Source organism: Allobosea sp. 2RAB26 (assembly GCF_052115465.1).
In the GTDB taxonomy this organism is placed as follows: Bacteria; Pseudomonadota; Alphaproteobacteria; order Rhizobiales; family Beijerinckiaceae; genus Allobosea.
The window spans coordinates 16910-32356 of record NZ_JBFRGS010000026.1; the positions used below are offsets into that span (position 1 = coordinate 16910).

17 protein-coding genes are annotated in these 15447 nt (G+C 65.5%); 10 read left to right on the top strand and 7 right to left on the bottom strand.

Features of this window, described 5'->3' with window-relative positions; translation table 11 throughout:
• Window positions 1-2: 2 nt before the first annotated feature.
• Complete coding sequence (locus AB4118_RS30705; RefSeq protein ID WP_069878613.1) at window positions 3-704, bottom strand: ABC transporter ATP-binding protein; 702 nt, start codon at window positions 702-704, stop codon at window positions 3-5.
• A gap of 192 nt (window positions 705-896) precedes the next feature.
• Between AB4118_RS30705 and AB4118_RS30710 the strand changes: the two genes are divergently transcribed.
• From AB4118_RS30710 to AB4118_RS30725, 4 genes are all read left to right on the top strand, one after another.
• Window positions 897-1484 (top strand): arylesterase, encoded by a 588-nt coding sequence (locus AB4118_RS30710; RefSeq protein ID WP_441493297.1) that lies wholly within the window; start codon window positions 897-899, stop codon window positions 1482-1484.
• 125 nt (window positions 1485-1609) lie between these two features.
• Entirely contained in the window at window positions 1610-2665 is a 1056-nt protein-coding gene (locus tag AB4118_RS30715; RefSeq protein WP_441493298.1) for an aldo/keto reductase, read from the top strand.
• A gap of 109 nt (window positions 2666-2774) precedes the next feature.
• Window positions 2775-3353: an RNA 2',3'-cyclic phosphodiesterase gene (gene thpR / locus AB4118_RS30720; protein ID WP_441493299.1), complete on the top strand. Its 579-nt coding sequence runs from the start codon at window positions 2775-2777 to the stop codon at window positions 3351-3353.
• 2 nt (window positions 3354-3355) lie between these two features.
• Window positions 3356-3646: a 4a-hydroxytetrahydrobiopterin dehydratase gene (locus tag AB4118_RS30725; protein WP_043237017.1), complete on the top strand. Its 291-nt coding sequence runs from the start codon at window positions 3356-3358 to the stop codon at window positions 3644-3646.
• Here the strand turns inward: AB4118_RS30725 and AB4118_RS30730 are convergent, their stop codons facing one another.
• From AB4118_RS30730 to AB4118_RS30740, 3 genes are all read right to left on the bottom strand, one after another.
• Entirely contained in the window at window positions 3647-4810 is a 1164-nt protein-coding gene (locus AB4118_RS30730; protein WP_441493300.1) for a GNAT family N-acetyltransferase, read from the bottom strand.
• Window positions 4810-5448 (bottom strand): DUF6875 domain-containing protein, encoded by a 639-nt coding sequence (locus tag AB4118_RS30735; RefSeq protein WP_441493301.1) that lies wholly within the window; start codon window positions 5446-5448, stop codon window positions 4810-4812. The genes AB4118_RS30730 and AB4118_RS30735 overlap by 1 nt, the downstream gene beginning before the upstream one ends.
• A gap of 63 nt (window positions 5449-5511) precedes the next feature.
• Window positions 5512-6297: an RluA family pseudouridine synthase gene (locus AB4118_RS30740; protein ID WP_441493302.1), complete on the bottom strand. Its 786-nt coding sequence runs from the start codon at window positions 6295-6297 to the stop codon at window positions 5512-5514.
• Between the two features lie 71 nt (window positions 6298-6368).
• On the opposite strand from AB4118_RS30740, the gene ftsY reads away from it, so the two are divergent.
• Together ftsY and AB4118_RS30750 are read left to right on the top strand one after the other, a co-directional pair.
• Window positions 6369-7604 carry a signal recognition particle-docking protein FtsY gene (ftsY, locus tag AB4118_RS30745; protein WP_441493303.1) on the top strand — a complete coding sequence of 412 codons (1236 nt, stop codon included), beginning with the start codon at window positions 6369-6371 and terminating at the stop codon, window positions 7602-7604.
• A complete protein-coding gene (locus tag AB4118_RS30750) occupies window positions 7601-8227 on the top strand; it encodes a septation protein A (RefSeq protein ID WP_441493304.1) in 627 nt (208 codons plus the stop codon). The genes ftsY and AB4118_RS30750 overlap by 4 nt, the downstream gene beginning before the upstream one ends.
• A 195-nt stretch (window positions 8228-8422) precedes the next feature.
• Here the strand turns inward: AB4118_RS30750 and AB4118_RS30755 are convergent, their stop codons facing one another.
• Complete coding sequence (locus tag AB4118_RS30755; RefSeq protein WP_441493305.1) at window positions 8423-9208, bottom strand: SDR family NAD(P)-dependent oxidoreductase; 786 nt, start codon at window positions 9206-9208, stop codon at window positions 8423-8425.
• A 177-nt stretch (window positions 9209-9385) separates the two neighbouring features.
• On the opposite strand from AB4118_RS30755, the gene AB4118_RS30760 reads away from it, so the two are divergent.
• A complete protein-coding gene (locus AB4118_RS30760; protein WP_069878622.1) occupies window positions 9386-9760 on the top strand; it encodes a YkvA family protein in 375 nt (124 codons plus the stop codon).
• Window positions 9761-9767: 7 nt separating this feature from the next.
• Here AB4118_RS30760 and AB4118_RS30765 read toward each other — a convergent pair whose 3' ends face one another.
• Complete coding sequence (locus AB4118_RS30765; protein ID WP_441493306.1) at window positions 9768-10742, bottom strand: NADPH:quinone oxidoreductase family protein; 975 nt, start codon at window positions 10740-10742, stop codon at window positions 9768-9770.
• A gap of 243 nt (window positions 10743-10985) precedes the next feature.
• On the opposite strand from AB4118_RS30765, the gene AB4118_RS30770 reads away from it, so the two are divergent.
• From AB4118_RS30770 to AB4118_RS30780, 3 genes are all read left to right on the top strand, one after another.
• Window positions 10986-11579: a hypothetical protein gene (locus tag AB4118_RS30770; RefSeq protein ID WP_084651246.1), complete on the top strand. Its 594-nt coding sequence runs from the start codon at window positions 10986-10988 to the stop codon at window positions 11577-11579.
• A gap of 102 nt (window positions 11580-11681) precedes the next feature.
• Window positions 11682-12905, top strand: a complete 1224-nt coding sequence (gene rlmN / locus AB4118_RS30775) for a dual-specificity RNA methyltransferase RlmN (protein WP_441493307.1) — start codon at window positions 11682-11684, stop codon at window positions 12903-12905.
• Between the two features lie 60 nt (window positions 12906-12965).
• Complete coding sequence (locus AB4118_RS30780; RefSeq protein ID WP_441493308.1) at window positions 12966-13391, top strand: hypothetical protein; 426 nt, start codon at window positions 12966-12968, stop codon at window positions 13389-13391.
• 136 nt (window positions 13392-13527) lie between these two features.
• On the opposite strand, the gene ggt is transcribed toward AB4118_RS30780, so the two are convergent.
• On the bottom strand, window positions 13528-15300 hold the full coding sequence (gene ggt / locus AB4118_RS30785; protein WP_441493309.1) for a gamma-glutamyltransferase: 1773 nt from the start codon (window positions 15298-15300) through the stop codon (window positions 13528-13530).
• Window positions 15301-15447: the final 147 nt, after the last annotated feature.

A 15447-nucleotide genomic window follows, 5' to 3' on the forward strand; every position in this document is an offset into this window, starting at 1 on the left:
GCTCAGGCGACGGCGAGATCGGCATCGGCTTCGATCCGCCCGGCGCGCAGGCGCACCGTCCGGTCGCAGGCCGCGGCAAGCGAGAGGTCATGCGTGACCAGCACGAGGGTGGCGCCCCGCTCGCGGCGCAGCGCGAAGATCAGATCGACGATCGAGCGGCCGGTGCTCTCGTCGAGATTGCCGGTCGGTTCGTCGGCGACGAGAATGGCCGGATCAGGCGCGACGGCGCGAGCGATCGCGACACGCTGCTGCTCGCCGCCGGAGAGCTGGGCCGGATAATGGTCCATGCGATCGCCGAGCCCGACATTGCGCAGCTCGGCTTCCGCCCGGGCGAACGCATCGTCTGCGCCCGCAAGTTCGAGTGGCAGAGCGACATTCTCGCGCGCCGTCATGGTCGGAACGAGATGGAAGGACTGAAAGACGATGCCGATCTGGCGCCCACGAAAAACCGCAAGGCCATCTTCCCCGAGCTGACCAAGATCCTGGCCCGCTACCTTCACCAGTCCGGAATCGGGTCGTTCGAGCCCGGCCATCGTCATCAACAGGGTGGATTTGCCTGATCCCGAAGGACCGACCAGCCCGGTCGCCTCGCCGGCAGCCAGTGACAAAGAAACGCCCTTCAGGATATGGACGCGGGCGGCTGCACGCCCCAGACTAAGATGGACATCCCGCAATTCGATCGCCGGGGCTGACTTATCACTCATCGCCACATGATCCTGTCTTCAATGCCATCGACGCCGTCCATCCGCATCGCATCGCGATGGGGATGGGGTCTCGGCGCGTTGCGCCCCGCCGCCCGATATGGGCGCGGTCGCGCGCTTGTCCAATCATTTGCCCGTGCTTTTTGCGCTGCGGCCTTTTGGCTGGCGCTTTTGATGCTCCTTCCGGTTTCAGCCATGGCACAAGCCCAGACACCGCGCCCGCTCAAGCTTGTCGTGCTGGGCGACAGCCTCAGCGCCGGCTATGGCCTGCCAGCGAGCGCGGCATTTCCGGCGGTGCTGGAGCAAGCCTTGCGCCAGAAGGGACATGCCGTCGATATCGCCAATGCCGGTGTCTCGGGCGATGTCGCCCAGGGGGGCCTCGAGCGGCTCGACTGGTCGGTGCCTGACGGGACCGATGGTGTGATTGTCGAGCTTGGCGCCAATGACGCGCTGCGCGGTTTCGATCCGGCGGTGACGGAAAAAGCGCTCGAGGACATCATCACGCGGCTGAAAGCGCGCGGTATCCCGGTGCTGCTGGCCGGGATGTATGCGCCGCGCAATCTCGGCGCGGAGTACACCGGCCGTTTCGACGGGCTGTTCAGGGCACTCGCCGAGAAACACGCGCTGGTGTTCTATCCGTTCTTCCTAGAGGGCATTGCGGGCGATCGTGCGCTGAACCAGCCGGATCTGCTGCATCCGACAGCCGAAGGCGTGCGCGTCATCGTCGAGCGGATTCTGCCGACGGTCGAGCGTTTCCTGGAGACCATCCGCTCGAAATCCTGATCCCTTCCGTTCCGGACCGATGCGCCGCCACGGAGCAGGGCGGCGTTCGCATCATGCCGGTCGGCCCGAAAATCGCGTCCCACCCCATGAGCGCCGCTGCGCGCAATCTCCGGAGTTGTCTGACCATGCAATATCGCCGTCTTGGGCGCACCGACCTCCAGGTTTCGGTCATCTGCCTTGGAACCATGACCTGGGGCCAGCAGAACACCGAAGCCGAGGGCCATGAGCAGATGGACTACGCTCTCGCGCAGGGCGTGAATTTCTTCGATACGGCAGAAATGTACTCGATTCCGCCGCAGCCGGAGACGCAGGGCTCGACGGAGCGGATCATCGGTAGCTGGTTCAAGGCGCGGAAGAACCGCGACAAGGTCATCCTGGCCTCCAAGATCGTCGGCCGCTCGGCCAATGACTGGTTCCGGGACGATCGCGGACCGACCCGCATCAACCGCAAGCAGATCTTCGAGGCGGTCGACAAGAGCCTGACGCGGCTGCAGACCGACTATATCGACCTCTACCAGCTGCATTTCCCCGAGCGTGCGATGCCGTGGGGCTCGAATCCAACGCGCTTCAACAAGGCCGCTTTCGAAACTCCCGATGGCGAGACGTCGATCGCCGAACAACTCGACGCCTTCGGCGAGATCGTGAAGGCCGGCAAGATCCGTCATCTCGGGCTCTCCAACGAGAGCGCCTGGGGCACGATGAGCTTCGTGCGCGATTCCGAAGCGCGCGGAGGGCCTCGCGTCCAATCGATCCAGAATGCCTACAACCTGCTCAACCGTACCTTTGAGACGGGGTTGGCCGAGATAGCGATGCGTGAGCAGGTCGGCCTGCTGGCCTATTCGCCGCTGGCCCAGGGCTACCTCACCGGCAAATATCTGGACGGTGCCAAGCCGGCCGGCGCGCGCTCGACGCTGTTCAATCGCGGCCAGCGCTACGAGGCTGTCGGCGCGGAAGATGCGGTGAAGCACTATATCGCGGTTGCCCGCGAGGCTGGTCTGGATCCGGCGCAAATGGCGCTGGCCTACGTCAATTCGCGCCCCTTCGTGACGGCCAACATCATTGGCGCGACGACAATGGAACAATTGCGGGCCGATATCGGTTCGATCGATGTCGCACTTTCGCCCGAGGTCGAAGCAAAGATCGACGCGATTCACCAACTGGTCGGAAACCCCTGTCCCTGAAACCAGCGCGGCTCATGGCGGGGCGGGAGGGCGAAGGTTTGCAGAGGTTTTCCTGCGCTCCATCGCTTTTCGTCTCGCCAGAGTCACAAAAACTTGGCACTGATTCGCCATGCCGAGGCTGTTCACAGCTCTGGAGATACCCGCCGAGGTCGCCTCGACGCTGACGCTGCATCGAGGCGGGCTCGTTGGTGCGCGCTGGATCGAGCCGGCCGACTATCACGTTACCTTGCGCTTCCTCGGGGACGTCGACCGCCGCATGGCCCATGACGTCGACAGCTTTCTCGCCGATCTGCAGACACAGCCCTTCGAGGTGACGCTCGACGCATTGGGCAGTTTCGGGGGCGACAAGCCGCGCGCCGTGTTTGCGCGGGTGCAACCCAGTCGCCAGCTCAGCGAGCTCCAGGCCGATATCGAGCGCCTGATGCGCCGCCTCGGATTACCGGCGGAAGGGCGCAAATTCGTGCCGCATGTCACGCTTGCTCGGCTGCGCGATACCTCGCCTGTCGAGGTTGCGCATTATCTGGCGATGCATCCTATCGTCCGGCCGATCGCCTTCACGGCCCGGCGCTTCACCCTGATGTCATCGCGGGATTCGATCGGCGGCGGGCCTTATGTGCTTGAGGCCGCCTATCCGCTTGGCCCATCCTACCCCAACCGGCTGCCGCGAAGCGATTTCCAGCGGAGATGATCATGCGCAAGCGACTGAGTGCCGAAGCTCGCAACGAAGCGCTCATGACGCTGGTGGGCTGGAAACTGGTCGAGGGTCGTGAGGCCATCGCTAAGCGCTTCATCTTCCATGATTTCAATGAGGCCTTCGGCTGGATGAGCCGCGTCGCGCTCCTGGCCGAAAGGATGGACCATCATCCGGAATGGTCGAATGTCTACAAGACGGTCGAGGTGACGTTGGCTACGCATGATGCCGGCGGGCTGACCGAGCTCGACGTCAAGCTCGCCCGCGCCATGGACGCCATGGCCGGCTGATCAGCCAGCCCTGCCCCAGATCGCGACACGGCGCGCAATACCGGGTGGAAGTCGCTTGGCCGCGCTCTTCAAAACGGGCCGCAAGCGTTGGAAACCGACGCTGCAGGCGAGCCGCCCCTTGAGGGAGAGCGGCAGCAGGAGGTCGCTGACACCGGTCTGCCCGTCGGCGTGTTCGAGCTTGTAGGCATCCGACGGGGCCAGCAGGTCGAACACGGCATTGCCGCGTGCCCTGGCGCTGGCGAAGCTGTGATGAATCAGGATGCTGCCGACGCCGCCCCGCTCGAAATCGGGATGGGCTGCGAGGACATGGCCGAAGCTGCGGCCCTTGCAGTCAAGCGAGAGGTCGATGCCGACCGGGGCGCCATCGCAGCATATTGCGGAGACGCGCAGCGAACTCCCCCCGTCCGCATCTCCGGCAAAATCCCGAAAGAAGGCCGCGAAGCGAGGATCGTCGATCGTCGGCGCGACGGTGCCATGGCGCAGCAGCGAGGCTTGCTTGAACGCCACGGCGTCGCCGGCGAGGGCTGCGGCGGCGGGACCGGGCGGCGGCGCCTCGAAGCTGATCGTGCCGCGTTCCTCGAGCCGGCGCAGGCGCCGACGGTAATTCGAGCGCTCGCGGGCCGGGTAGGCGCTGCTCGGGCCGTTCGTGCCGACCCGCCAGACCAGATCGGCAAAGGGGGCGTTGAGCTGCTCGATCGGCATCGCTTCACCGAGCAGGCCGGAGGCGGCGAGAATGGAGTCTGCTCGCAGTTTGCGCGCCTCGAACAGATCGGCGCCCAGTGCGCGCACGGCGCGCCATGCTGCCCGCACCAGAGTATCGCGGTCGGGGCCGGGCTCGACGAGGATGTCACCGAACTGCGCGACCGGGATGCCCATGAAGCGGAGCGTCTCGAGGCTGCAGCGGCGCTGCCGGACGAGTGGCCAGATCATCGCAAGGACACCGTGGCGGCGTGCAATGAGGATACTGAGCCGGCCATGCCCCTCGAGATAATGCGCGGCCCAGTGCTTCAGGAAGACGTGGCTCTGGAAGACCTGATGCGGCAGGGCCGCACGTGCAAAGAACGCGTCCCATTCCGGCTGGAGTGCGAGGAAACCATCGCGCTCGGTTATGACCTCTGTCGTCACGGCTCCGCCGATCTCGGAGCCTTCCCGCCGCTTGCTCATCATTGGGCTCCGGCGCGCAGATGCGCGATCAGCCGCCTCGACCCTGTGATCGGGAAGCGGGCGAGATAGGGCAGGAGCAGCAGGGGGTGCCTGGCCGCGAAGGGCGCGTCATGCTCGACCATGTGGCGGATGGCGATGACAGGCAGAGGCGCGCGCAGCGGCCGGAAATCCGAATTCCAGAGGCCTGGCGCCTCCGACGTCGCATGCATCAGCCCGATCATGCGGTTGCGCCGCAGCGAGTAGAATTTGTGACGGTCCTGGACGCGCTTGAGCATGGCGATGCCGTCCGGGCTGTCGCATTTCGGAAAGCCGATGATCACCGTGCGGAAGTGCTGCATGCCGGCCTTGCAGGGGATGGCGTCGAGTGCACCGAAACCGCTCCGAACCAGGGCGAAGGCCGCATCCTCATGCGTGGCGCGTTGATTGGAAATGCCGAGGCGGACCGTATCGAGCCGGGCCGCCTGGCGTGTGAAGGGGCAGACGGCGCCGGTCCTGCCGAGATCGGCATGACCTCTCATCAGATAGTCTTCGACCCAGGAGAGCAATGTCGCCAGTGGTGCATCCGGGGCGGCCTCACGCGCGGATTGGCGTGCAGCTTCGAGCGTCATGAGCCCATCGGGGCTGGCTCTGCTGCTCAAGGTCGCTGTCTCCGGCATCAATGCACGCTCCGGTTGCTGTTCCCTAGCGATAGCAAGCTCAAATTAGCGAAGGGTTGATGACGGTTCGCCCTGTTCGACAGCGGCGTTAGGATTCCCGAAAGATTTGCTCCAGCCGCAGCGCCCAAGCGCCTCCAGCATGTGCGAAGGCGGGGGCGCCTCGACTCTGACCGGCTCGCGCTTGCGATAGAGCGGAACGCTGACAGCGCGGGCATGGAGCTGGAGTCCAGGTCCGCCGTCCCGCGGCGCCGAGCCGTAGACTTCGTCGCCCAGCATCGGCCAGCCGGAGGCCGCGCAATGCACCCGCAATTGATGCGTGCGGCCGGTGAGCGGCTCGAGTTCGAGCCATGTCAAACCCTCCGCGCGACCCAGAACCCGATAACGGGTTTGTGAAGGCAATCCCTCCGGGTCGACCTTCATCCACCAGCCGCGTTCGGGAGAGCGCCTGGCGAGGGGCAGATCGATCATGCCTTCGTCGTCCTGCGGGGCACCCTCGACGATAGCCCAATAGGTCTTGTCGATGCGGCCGTCGCGGAACAGCTGGTTGAGCTCGGCCATTGCGCGTGGGTGGCGGCCGAGGATGAGGCAGCCGGACGTATCCTTGTCGAGCCGGTGGGCGGCTTCTGGCCGTCGCGGCAGACCAAAGCGCAGGGCGTCGAGATAATCGGTCAGCACGGGAATGACGCGGCGCTTTGCCTGCGGGCCGCGATGCGAGGGCAGGCCGGCGGGCTTGTCGATCACCAGCATCATCGCGTCGCGATAGAGCAGTGGCACCGGCAGGGCGRCTTCTGGGGTCTCGCGCGAAATTGCTGGTTGATCCGGTCTGCTCATGGCATTGCGCTATCCAAACCAGCGGTGTGGCGCAACTCGGGCGCCTGGCCTGCAGGATGACGGGACGAGTGATGAGCGAGAGCGAACCGAAAAAGCGCGGCTTCTTTTCGAGGCTGTTCGGGCTGGAGCAGGAACAGTCCAAGCCCGCTCCTGAGAGCGCAGCCGAGCCCTCCCCGGATTTGCCGGATGCCGCAGCCGAGCCGGCTCCTGACGCTGTACCCGATGCCCCAATCGCCCCCGATCTGCTGATCGGCGAGGCTGCGCCCTTGCCGATCGCGACGCCGGAGGTTGAAGCCGAACCGGAGCCCGAACCCGCGCCCGCGCCGGTTTCGCCCATGGCATCCGGACAGCCCGCGGAGCCGAGCCCGGCGCCGCAGCCGAAGCGCAGCTGGTGGCGCAGGCTGGCGGACGGGCTCTCCCGTACCTCCTCGGCGCTGACCACCGGCATCACGGAGCTCTTCACCAAGCGCAAGCTCAATGCCGCGACGCTGGAGGATCTCGAAGACATCCTGATCCAGGCCGATCTTGGCCTCGCCACCTCGGCGCGCGTCGCCAAGGCGGTGGGCGAGGGACGCTATGACAAGCAGATCGAGCCGGAGGAGGTGAAGGCCATCCTGGCGCGCGAGGTCGAGAGCATTCTGACGCCGGTGGCGCACCCCTTGACGATCGATGCCACGAAAAAGCCGTTCGTGATCCTGATGGTCGGGGTTAATGGCTCCGGCAAGACGACGACGATCGGCAAGCTGGCTGCGAAATTCCGTGCCGAAGGCAAGTCGGTGATGCTCGCTGCGGGCGATACGTTCCGCGCAGCTGCGATCGAGCAGCTCAAGGTCTGGGGCGAGCGCACGGGTGCGGAGGTTGTATTTGGTCAGCAGGGTGCGGATGCGTCGGGTTTGGCCTTTGAGGCGCTGCAGAAAGCCAGGGCCAACGGGGTCGATATCCTTCTCGTGGACACGGCCGGCCGGCTGCAGAACAAGGCAGGGTTGATGGACGAGCTCGCCAAAGTGGTGCGGGTGATCCGCAAGCTCGACGCGGAGGCGCCGCATGCAGCCTTGCTGGTGCTCGACGCGACGGTGGGCCAGAATGCGATCTCGCAGGTCGAGGCCTTTCGCGAGACGGCTGGCGTGACCGGGCTGGTGATGACGAAGCTCGACGGCACGGCGCGTGGCGGCATCCTCGTGGCGCTCGCCGCCCAGTTTGGCTTGCCGGTGCATTTCATCGGCGTCGGCGAGAGTGTCGAGGATCTGGAACCATTCTCCGCACGTGATTTTGCACGAGCGGTTGCTGGATTGGGAGAAGCCGCGTGAGCGAGAGTCTGGCCGAGACGACTAAGGACAAGGGCGTTAACCCGCTGCTCAAGCTCGGCCTCGAGTTCGGGCCGCTGGCCATCTTCTTTTTCGCCAACTCCTATGGCGACCGCCTGTTCGGCGTCGCCGAAGACCGGCGCATCTTTGTTGCGACCGGCATCTTCATCGTGGCGTCGCTTGTCTCGCTCGCCCTGTCGCGTGTGTTGCTCCACCATCTGCCGCGCATGGCGATCGTAAACGCGGTCGTGGTGACGGTCTTTGGTGGGCTGACGCTGGCGCTCGACGATGCCTTCTTCATCAAGGTGAAGCCGACCATCGTCAACACGCTGTTCGGCTGCATCCTGCTTGGCGGACTGTTCTTCGGGCGTTCGCTGCTGGCGCTGGTGCTCGAAACTGTCCTGCAGCTCGACGAGGAGGGCTGGCGCAAGCTCACCTTCCGCTGGGGCCTGTTCTTCTTCGTCCTTGCCGCGTTGAACGAGATCGTCTGGCGTACGCAGACGCAGGATTTCTGGGTCGCCTTCAAGGTCTGGGGCGTGATGCCGCTGACCATGGCCTTTGCCCTGGCTCAGACGCCGCTGATCCTGAAGCATGAGATCAAGCCGCCAGCGACGCCCGGAAAATAGGGCGTCCCTGCAAGGGGCGGCACGGCTGCCCGCTGCGTTGTGGCCTCGTCCGCCAGCGATGAAGAGGCTGGCGCCATGTTCTGCGCCGCGCTCCCTTGAGCCTCGGGCGTAAGCACGAGGCGGCGACGCGATGCGGTGGGACCTCTACCGCGACAAGACGGGTGCAAGGTCTTCAGGATTATTTGACGCAGCGCGCTATTTCGGTGCCAGCCGGATCGCGCCATCGAGGCGGATTGCCGTGCCGTTCAGCATGTCGTTCTCGACGATGCTCCTGACCAGCGCGGCATATTCGGCGGGGCGGCCGAGGCGCGAGGGATGCGGGATCGAGGCTTCCAGCGCCTGGCGATAGTCGTCCGGTACCGACGCGAACATCGGAGTCTCGAACAGGCCGGGCATGATCGTCATGACGCGGATGCCAAGCTGGGCGAGGTCACGCGCGATCGGTAGGGTCATGCCGACAATGCCGCCCTTCGAGGCGGAATAGGCCGCCTGGCCGATCTGGCCATCCTCGGCCGCGACCGAAGCCGTGCAGATGAAGACTCCGCGCCCGCCATCGGGCGTGACCGGTGGCTCCGCGGCGAGTGCGAGCGCCGAGCGTGCGATCATGCGGAAAGTGCCGGCGAGATTGACGGCGAGCGTCTTCTCGAAGGTCGCGAGGTCGTGGGCCACGAGTTCGCCGGTCTCCCGCTTCTTCGAGACGACACGGCGGCCCGGGGCGATTCCGGCGCAATTCACCAGGATGCGCTCGATGCCATGCGCCTGACGAGCCGTGAGCAGGGCTTCGTCGACCGAGGCATCGTTCGAGACATCGCAAAGGGCAAAGATGCCGCCGATTTCGCTCGCCACCTGTTTGCCGCGCTCGGCATTCATGTCGAAGATGGCGACCTTCGCGCCCTGGGAGGCGAGCATGCGTGCGGTGCCTTCGCCGAGGCCGGACGCGCCGCCGGTGACGACGGCCGCGATGGACGAATCGAGCTTCATGTCAGGTCCCTGTTCGCAAAAATGGCTGGACCAGCCTTAATCCGCGCCATCGGCCGCTCCAAGGACGATTCTTGGCGCAACCCTTGTGCAGCCTTGCGTCCGGGGCCACATTTTCGGCGTGGGAAATGTGTATTCCGCACTGGGCCGGGGTTTTCAGGTCCTTCCACGGAGTGAGGAATGAGCGAGGGTTTCAGTTCGCGTTTCAGCGCCGAAGAGATGGCGGCGATCCGGCGGAGCCTGCGCGACGAAGCGCGTTTCGGCGCCGATCTGATGAGCCTTCTCAAGCGGGTCGCCAAGCGCATCCCCTTTGCCGAGGATCTGCTGGCAGCCTATTTCTGCACCCGCGATCCGGCGACGCCCCGGCGTGTCCGGCTGACATTGCTGGCCGCGCTCGGCTATTTCGTGCTGCCGATCGATGCGATTCCCGACATCATGCCGATCCTTGGCTTTAGCGACGATGCGGCCGTGATGGCGGCTGCGATCGCCGCGGTCGCGGGGTCGATCACGCCGGAGCATCGCCAGAAGGCGCAGGACACGCTGGCGGGGCTTTGAGCCCCGTTCAGGGCGTCAGGACGATTTTGCCCTGCGCCTTGCGATCCCCGATCATCGCAAACGCTTCCGCAGCGCGTTCGAGCGGGAAGGTGGCGTGGACATGGGCGCTGATGCGCCCGGCTGCGGCCCATTCCAGCAGTCGTTCCATGTTGCGGCGATGCGCCGCCGGTTCGCGCGCGACGAACTCACCCCAGAACACGCCGCGCAGGTCGCAGCTCCTGAGGAGCAGCAGGTTGAGTGGAATCTTCGGGATCGCGCCGCCGGCAAAGCCAACAACGAGGTAGCGCCCCTCCCAGGCCATGGCGCGCAATGCCGGCTCGGCGAGATCGCCGCCAACCGTGTCGTAGAGCACGTCGACGCCACGATTCTCCGTCAGGCGGCGCAGGCCCGCCTTCACATCCTCGATGCTGTAGTCGATCTCCTCCTGGGCGCCATGTTCACGTGCCAGCGCCAGCTTCTCCGGCGATGAGGCGCAGGCGATGACATGGCCGCCGAGCAAGGCGCCGATCTCGACGGCGGCCAGGCCGGCGCCGCCGCCTGCGCCGAGAATGGCCAGTGTTTCGCCGGCCTTGAGCCCGGCGCGCTGGATGAGACCGTGCATCGCGGTGCCATAGGTCACGAAAAGCCCGGCGGCCTGCGCGTCATCAAGGGTATCCGGCACGCGTACGATCGCCCGAGAGGAGACCGCGACCTTTTCACGCGCTCCACCATGCCGGAGCCATACGGCGACACGCTCGCCGATGCGCCAGCCTTCGACATCGCGGCCGATCGCGCTGATGATGCCCGCGCATTCGCCTGCTGGCGAGAAGGGCAGGGGCGGCTTGGTCTGGTAGCGATTCTGGATGATCAGCGTGTCGAAGAAGTTCAGCGCCGCCGCCTTGACGGTGATGACGACCTCGCCTGGGCCCGGCTTCGGATCGGGCAGTTCACGGATCACCAGGTTTTCTGCCGGCCCGTGGGTCTCGCAAAGCAGTGCTTTCATCTCGTCGCACCGTCCTCAGCCTGGCTTGTGCCCGCGATACCATCCGGACAACGCTGGTCACCGCCTGTTTCCCGGCGGATTGTGCCACGGCCCCGGTGCGGACGGAACCTTGTTCGCGGCAGCGTCATATTCGCATTTTCGCCAGGATCGTGACATCCTATGGTTCAGGCATTCTTGAGATTCCGCGCAAAATGCTTCGGAAATAGAGATGCTGTTAACATTTCTGCTGATTGATGGCGGTCGATGATTCTCAACTACTTCCGAACCGGCGTCACCGCCACCCGGCATGCGAAACTGGCTTCGGCGCTGGTCGCGCTGGCTTTGCCGTTTCTGATTTCCCCGGCCCAGGCGCAGCGAGCGCCTGCTCCGGCCCAACGCGCTGCGGCTTCGGGCCAGGCCCAGGCGATGCTGCTCGAGACTGCCGGAAAGTGGCAGGCTTTCTCGTCGCAGCAGGGGCGATCCAAGGTCTGCTACGCGCTTTCCAAGGCGGAAACCCGCATTCCCGCCAATCTCAAGGATGTCGAAGGCATGCTCTTCGTCTCCAGCCGCCCGACCGAAGGGGTGCGCAACGAGATCAGCCTGGTGATGAATTTCGACCTCAAGGAAGATGTCGAGCATCAGGCGATCATCGGCAATGAGCGCTTCGCGCTCGTCGCAAAGGGCCAGAACATGTGGCTCAAGAACCCGGCTGAGGAAGGCCGCATGCTCGACGCGCTGCGCAAGGGCGCGAGCCTCGAGGTCAAGGGCATGTCGAAACGCGGCAATCCGACCAGCGACAAATATTCGCTCGCCGGTCTCAACCAGATCGTCAAGCGCGCCGAAGACGCCTGCAAGTAGCGCGGGCAGGCGGCGCATTTCCGCCGATTTCGCGCTTTATGCGGATTATGATATGAGCCCGCCGAGCGCGGGCGCATGATGCCCGCTTGAGCCCGAGTTCCGATGTCCCTGTCCGTCCCTGCTTCCCCCGCTCCGGCGGCCGAACCCGTTTTGCGACCTGCCTCGCTGGTCGGGCGCACACGCGCCGGCCTGTCCGATGCGCTGGCTGAAATCGGCGTTTCCGAGAAGGAGCGACGCATGCGCGTCGGCCAGCTCTGGAACTGGATCTATCATTACGGCGTCCGCGATTTCTCCGCGATGACGACGATCAGCAAGGTCTTGCGCGCCGCGCTGGCCGAGCGCTTCACGCTCGATCTGCCGGAGGTAACGGCCGAGCAGGTCTCGAGCGACGGCACGCGCAAATGGCTGCTGCGGATGCCTCCGGTCGGTGCACGCGATCGCGGTGCCGAGATCGAATGCGTCTATATCCCCGAGGTCGACCGCGGCACGCTCTGTGTCTCGAGCCAGGTCGGCTGCACGCTCAGCTGCACCTTCTGCCACACCGGTACGCAGCGCCTGGTGCGCAACCTCACCACCGAGGAGATCGTGGCGCAGCTGATGGTGGCGCGCGATCGTCTCGGCGACTTCCCCGGGCGCACCCCGCCCGAGGGTGCCTTCGTGCCGAATGATGGTGGCCGCTTCGTCTCGAACATCGTCTTCATGGGCATGGGCGAGCCGCTCTACAATTTCGACGGCGTCCGCGATGCGATCGACGTGATCTCGGACAATGAGGGCTTGTCACTCGGCCGTCGCCGCATCACGGTTTCGACCTCCGGCGTGGTGCCGCAGATCGAAGCGCTCGGCGCGGAGATGGGCACGATGCTGGCGATCTCGCTGCATGCCGTGCGCGACGACCTGCGCAATGAACTGGTGCCGCTGAACAAGAAGTATCCGATCCGCGACCTGCTCGAGGCTTGCCGCAACTATCCCGGCCTGTCGAACGCCAAGCGCATCACCTTCGAATACGTGATGCTGAAGGGCGTCAACGACAGCGATGCCGAGGCGCGCGAGCTCGTCAGGCTGCTCAAGGGCATTCCGGCCAAGATCAACCTGATCCCGTTCAATCCCTGGCCCGGCACGCGCTATGAATGCTCTGACTGGGACCGGATCGAGCGCTTCTCCGAGATCGTCTACCGCGCAGGCTATGCCTCGCCGGTGCGTACGCCACGCGGGCGCGACATCCTCGCCGCCTGCGGCCAGCTCAAGAGCGAGACTGAAAAGCTCTCGGCGCGTGCCCGCCTGATGCTGGAGCAGAGCGAGGCCGAAGCTGCGGCGCTGGCGGGCTGACATATGCTGCGTTGGCTGCTGTTGATTCCATTCGCGTTGCTCGTTGCGATGGGGTCGGGGATGTTTGCCCTGCTCATCGCCAGCGTGGTTTCGCCTGACATCGCCCTGCTGATCGGCGGCGGCTTCGAGCGTCTGCTCACAGCGCTCTTCGCCCAGGCCGAGAGCGGCTTCGATCCCGGCCCCACGGCGGAAGCTGCCTTCACGCTGCTCGGCCGGCTGGGCTTTGCAATCATGGTCGCGCCGGTCGTGCTCGTCGCTATCGGCTCCGAGCTCTTCCGGATCCGCAGCGGGCTCATCCAGAGCGGGCTGACAGGCACCCTCGCGGCGCTGCTGCCGCTCGCCATGCTGCGGCTGTCACGCGCACCGACGGCGAGCGAGACACAGATCATCGCAGCGCTGTTCCTGGTCGGGGCCGCCACCGGCTTCGTCTACTGGCTGATCGCGGGGCGCGGCGCGGGTGGGGAGCGCCCGGTCGGGCAGGTTTAACGCCTGCCGCCTGTCTCGGGCGCAGCCGCAGACACTCCGGAGCTGGTGAGACCCGGAATTCGCCGGGGCATGATCTAACCTTCTGTGTTTGCATTGGCTTTTCCGAAAACCGCAATCCACTTTTCTGGCCGATGCTTTAGTCGCCGATCGCCACGCCCTCGCGCCGGCCATCGGCTCCCCCGACAAAGCCTTCAGGCGTCTTGACGATCGCCTGGATGCCGGAGGTCATTTCCAGCAGCCTGACCTCATGGCCCTTGGCCTCGAGCGCTGTCTTCCAGGCCTCGGCCTCAGTGCCCTTTTCAAGCTCGGTGGGGCCATTGCGGCTGCCGAGATTGGCGAAGTCGACGGCGGCCTGCGGATCCATCTTCCAGTCCAGCAGGGCGACCAGTGTCTTGCCGACAAAGCCAATGATCTGGCTGCCGCCGGGGGAGCCGACCACGGCGTAGAGGCGGCCAAAGGCATCGAACACCAGGGTCGGCGCCATCGACGAACGCGGGCGCTTCCCGCCCTCGACGCGGTTGGCGACGGGCTTGCCCTCCTCCTCCGGAGCGAAATTGAAATCGGTCAGCTCATTGTTGAGCAGAAAGCCGCCCTTGGTCATCTGCCGTGAGCCGAAGCCATCCTCGATCGTCGTGGTCATTGAGACCGCATTGCCGTCTGCATCGATCACCGAGATATGGCTCGTGCCGTTCTCGATGCCGTCCGAGGGGGCAAAGAGCTGGGCCCGCTTGTTGGGAGGATCGCCGGCTTTGGCGCGGCCCATCGACTTGTCGGGGCTGACGAGCCCGGCGCGCGAGCGTATGTAATCGCGGTCGATCATGCCGCTGACGGGCACGCTGACGAAGGCCGGGTCGGCGAGGAAGAGCGCGCGATCGGCGAAGGCGAGGCGACCTGCCTCGCTGAACCAGTGTGCACTGTCGGCAGAAGGGCCGAGCCGGGCCATGTTCTGGGTTTCGAGGATGCCGAGCATCTGCTGGACGGCGATCGCGCCGGAGCTCGGCGGCCCCATGCCGCAAATCCGCCAGACCCGATAGGAGCCGCAGACGGCCTCTCGCTCCTCGACCTTGTAGGCCTGCAGATCGGCGAGCGTCATATCGCCGGGGTTGGTCTTGTGACCGGTCACGGTCGAGACGATGTCCTCGGCGATCGGCCCGGAGTAGAAGGCGTCGGACCCTCTCTCGGCGATGGCACGAAGTGTTGCGGCGAAGGCCGGATTCTTCAGGACCGTGCCGACCGCCTTGGCCTTGCCGTCCGGCTCGTAGAAATAGGCGAAGGCGCGCGGGTCCTTTGCGAGATTTGTCTCACCGGAAAGCAGGCCGTTGAGGCGCGGAGAGATGGTGAAGCCCTCTTCCGCCAGCTTGATCGCGGGGGCCATGACGGTGGCCCAGGGCAGTCGGCCCCAGCGCTTATGCGCCTCCTCCAGCAGCTTGACCGTGCCGGGCACCCCGACCGATCGGCCGCCGACGACGGCGTCGATGAACTTCATCGGCTTGCCGTCGGCGCCGATGAAGCGGTCGGGCCTGGCTGCCTGGGGAGCCCGCTCGCGGCCGTCCAGCGTGACGAGTGCTCGTCCGGCCTCGTCCCAGTGCACGAAGAAGGCACCGCCACCGATGCCCGAGCTCTGCGGCTCGACCAGATTGAGAACGAGCTGGATCGCGATCGCAGCGTCGGTCGCGCTGCCGCCGGCGCGCAGGATCTCGCGGCCGGCGCTGGCGGCGAGCGGATTGGCCGCCGCCGCCATGTAGCGCTGCGCGGTGCCGACGGCTTTGGCGATGCGGCCGGTCGCAGCTTCGGGCGCGGGTGCAAGGGGCTGTGAGGCCGCTCCTCCCGCCAAAAGGGCACTGGCTGCGGCCAGCGCAAGGAGGGTTGATCGTCCGGCGGAGCGTGATGTGGAGAAGGAGAGGTTCATGCTGGCGATCTCCCGCTGCGGGCTGACGCCCATCCCAGCAGTGGAAGGGCTGCGGTGCAAGGCCCGGATAACGCAACGCGTGATTGTACGAGCTGCCTTTCACCCGCTCGAGCGGAGCGCTAAGCTCCGAATCGATCGCTCGATCAT

Bases quoted from the DNA above. Each gene is read 5' to 3' on its own strand.
- AB4118_RS30705 (WP_069878613.1), bottom strand. From the start codon at position 704: ATGAGTGATAAGTCAGCCCCGGCGATCGAATTGCGGGATGTCCATCTT.
- AB4118_RS30710 (WP_441493297.1), top strand. From the start codon at position 897: ATGGCACAAGCCCAGACACCGCGCCCGCTCAAGCTTGTCGTGCTGGGC.
- AB4118_RS30715 (WP_441493298.1), top strand. From the start codon at position 1,610: ATGCAATATCGCCGTCTTGGGCGCACCGACCTCCAGGTTTCGGTCATC.
- thpR (WP_441493299.1), top strand. From the start codon at position 2,775: ATGCCGAGGCTGTTCACAGCTCTGGAGATACCCGCCGAGGTCGCCTCG.
- AB4118_RS30725 (WP_043237017.1), top strand. From the start codon at position 3,356: ATGCGCAAGCGACTGAGTGCCGAAGCTCGCAACGAAGCGCTCATGACG.
- AB4118_RS30730 (WP_441493300.1), bottom strand. From the start codon at position 4,810: ATGAGCAAGCGGCGGGAAGGCTCCGAGATCGGCGGAGCCGTGACGACA.
- ftsY (WP_441493303.1), top strand. From the start codon at position 6,369: ATGAGCGAGAGCGAACCGAAAAAGCGCGGCTTCTTTTCGAGGCTGTTC.
- AB4118_RS30755 (WP_441493305.1), bottom strand. From the start codon at position 9,208: ATGAAGCTCGATTCGTCCATCGCGGCCGTCGTCACCGGCGGCGCGTCC.
- AB4118_RS30760 (WP_069878622.1), top strand. From the start codon at position 9,386: ATGAGCGAGGGTTTCAGTTCGCGTTTCAGCGCCGAAGAGATGGCGGCG.
- AB4118_RS30765 (WP_441493306.1), bottom strand. From the start codon at position 10,742: ATGAAAGCACTGCTTTGCGAGACCCACGGGCCGGCAGAAAACCTGGTG.
- AB4118_RS30770 (WP_084651246.1), top strand. From the start codon at position 10,986: ATGATTCTCAACTACTTCCGAACCGGCGTCACCGCCACCCGGCATGCG.
- rlmN (WP_441493307.1), top strand. From the start codon at position 11,682: ATGTCCCTGTCCGTCCCTGCTTCCCCCGCTCCGGCGGCCGAACCCGTT.
- AB4118_RS30780 (WP_441493308.1), top strand. From the start codon at position 12,966: ATGTTTGCCCTGCTCATCGCCAGCGTGGTTTCGCCTGACATCGCCCTG.
- ggt (WP_441493309.1), bottom strand. From the start codon at position 15,300: ATGAACCTCTCCTTCTCCACATCACGCTCCGCCGGACGATCAACCCTC.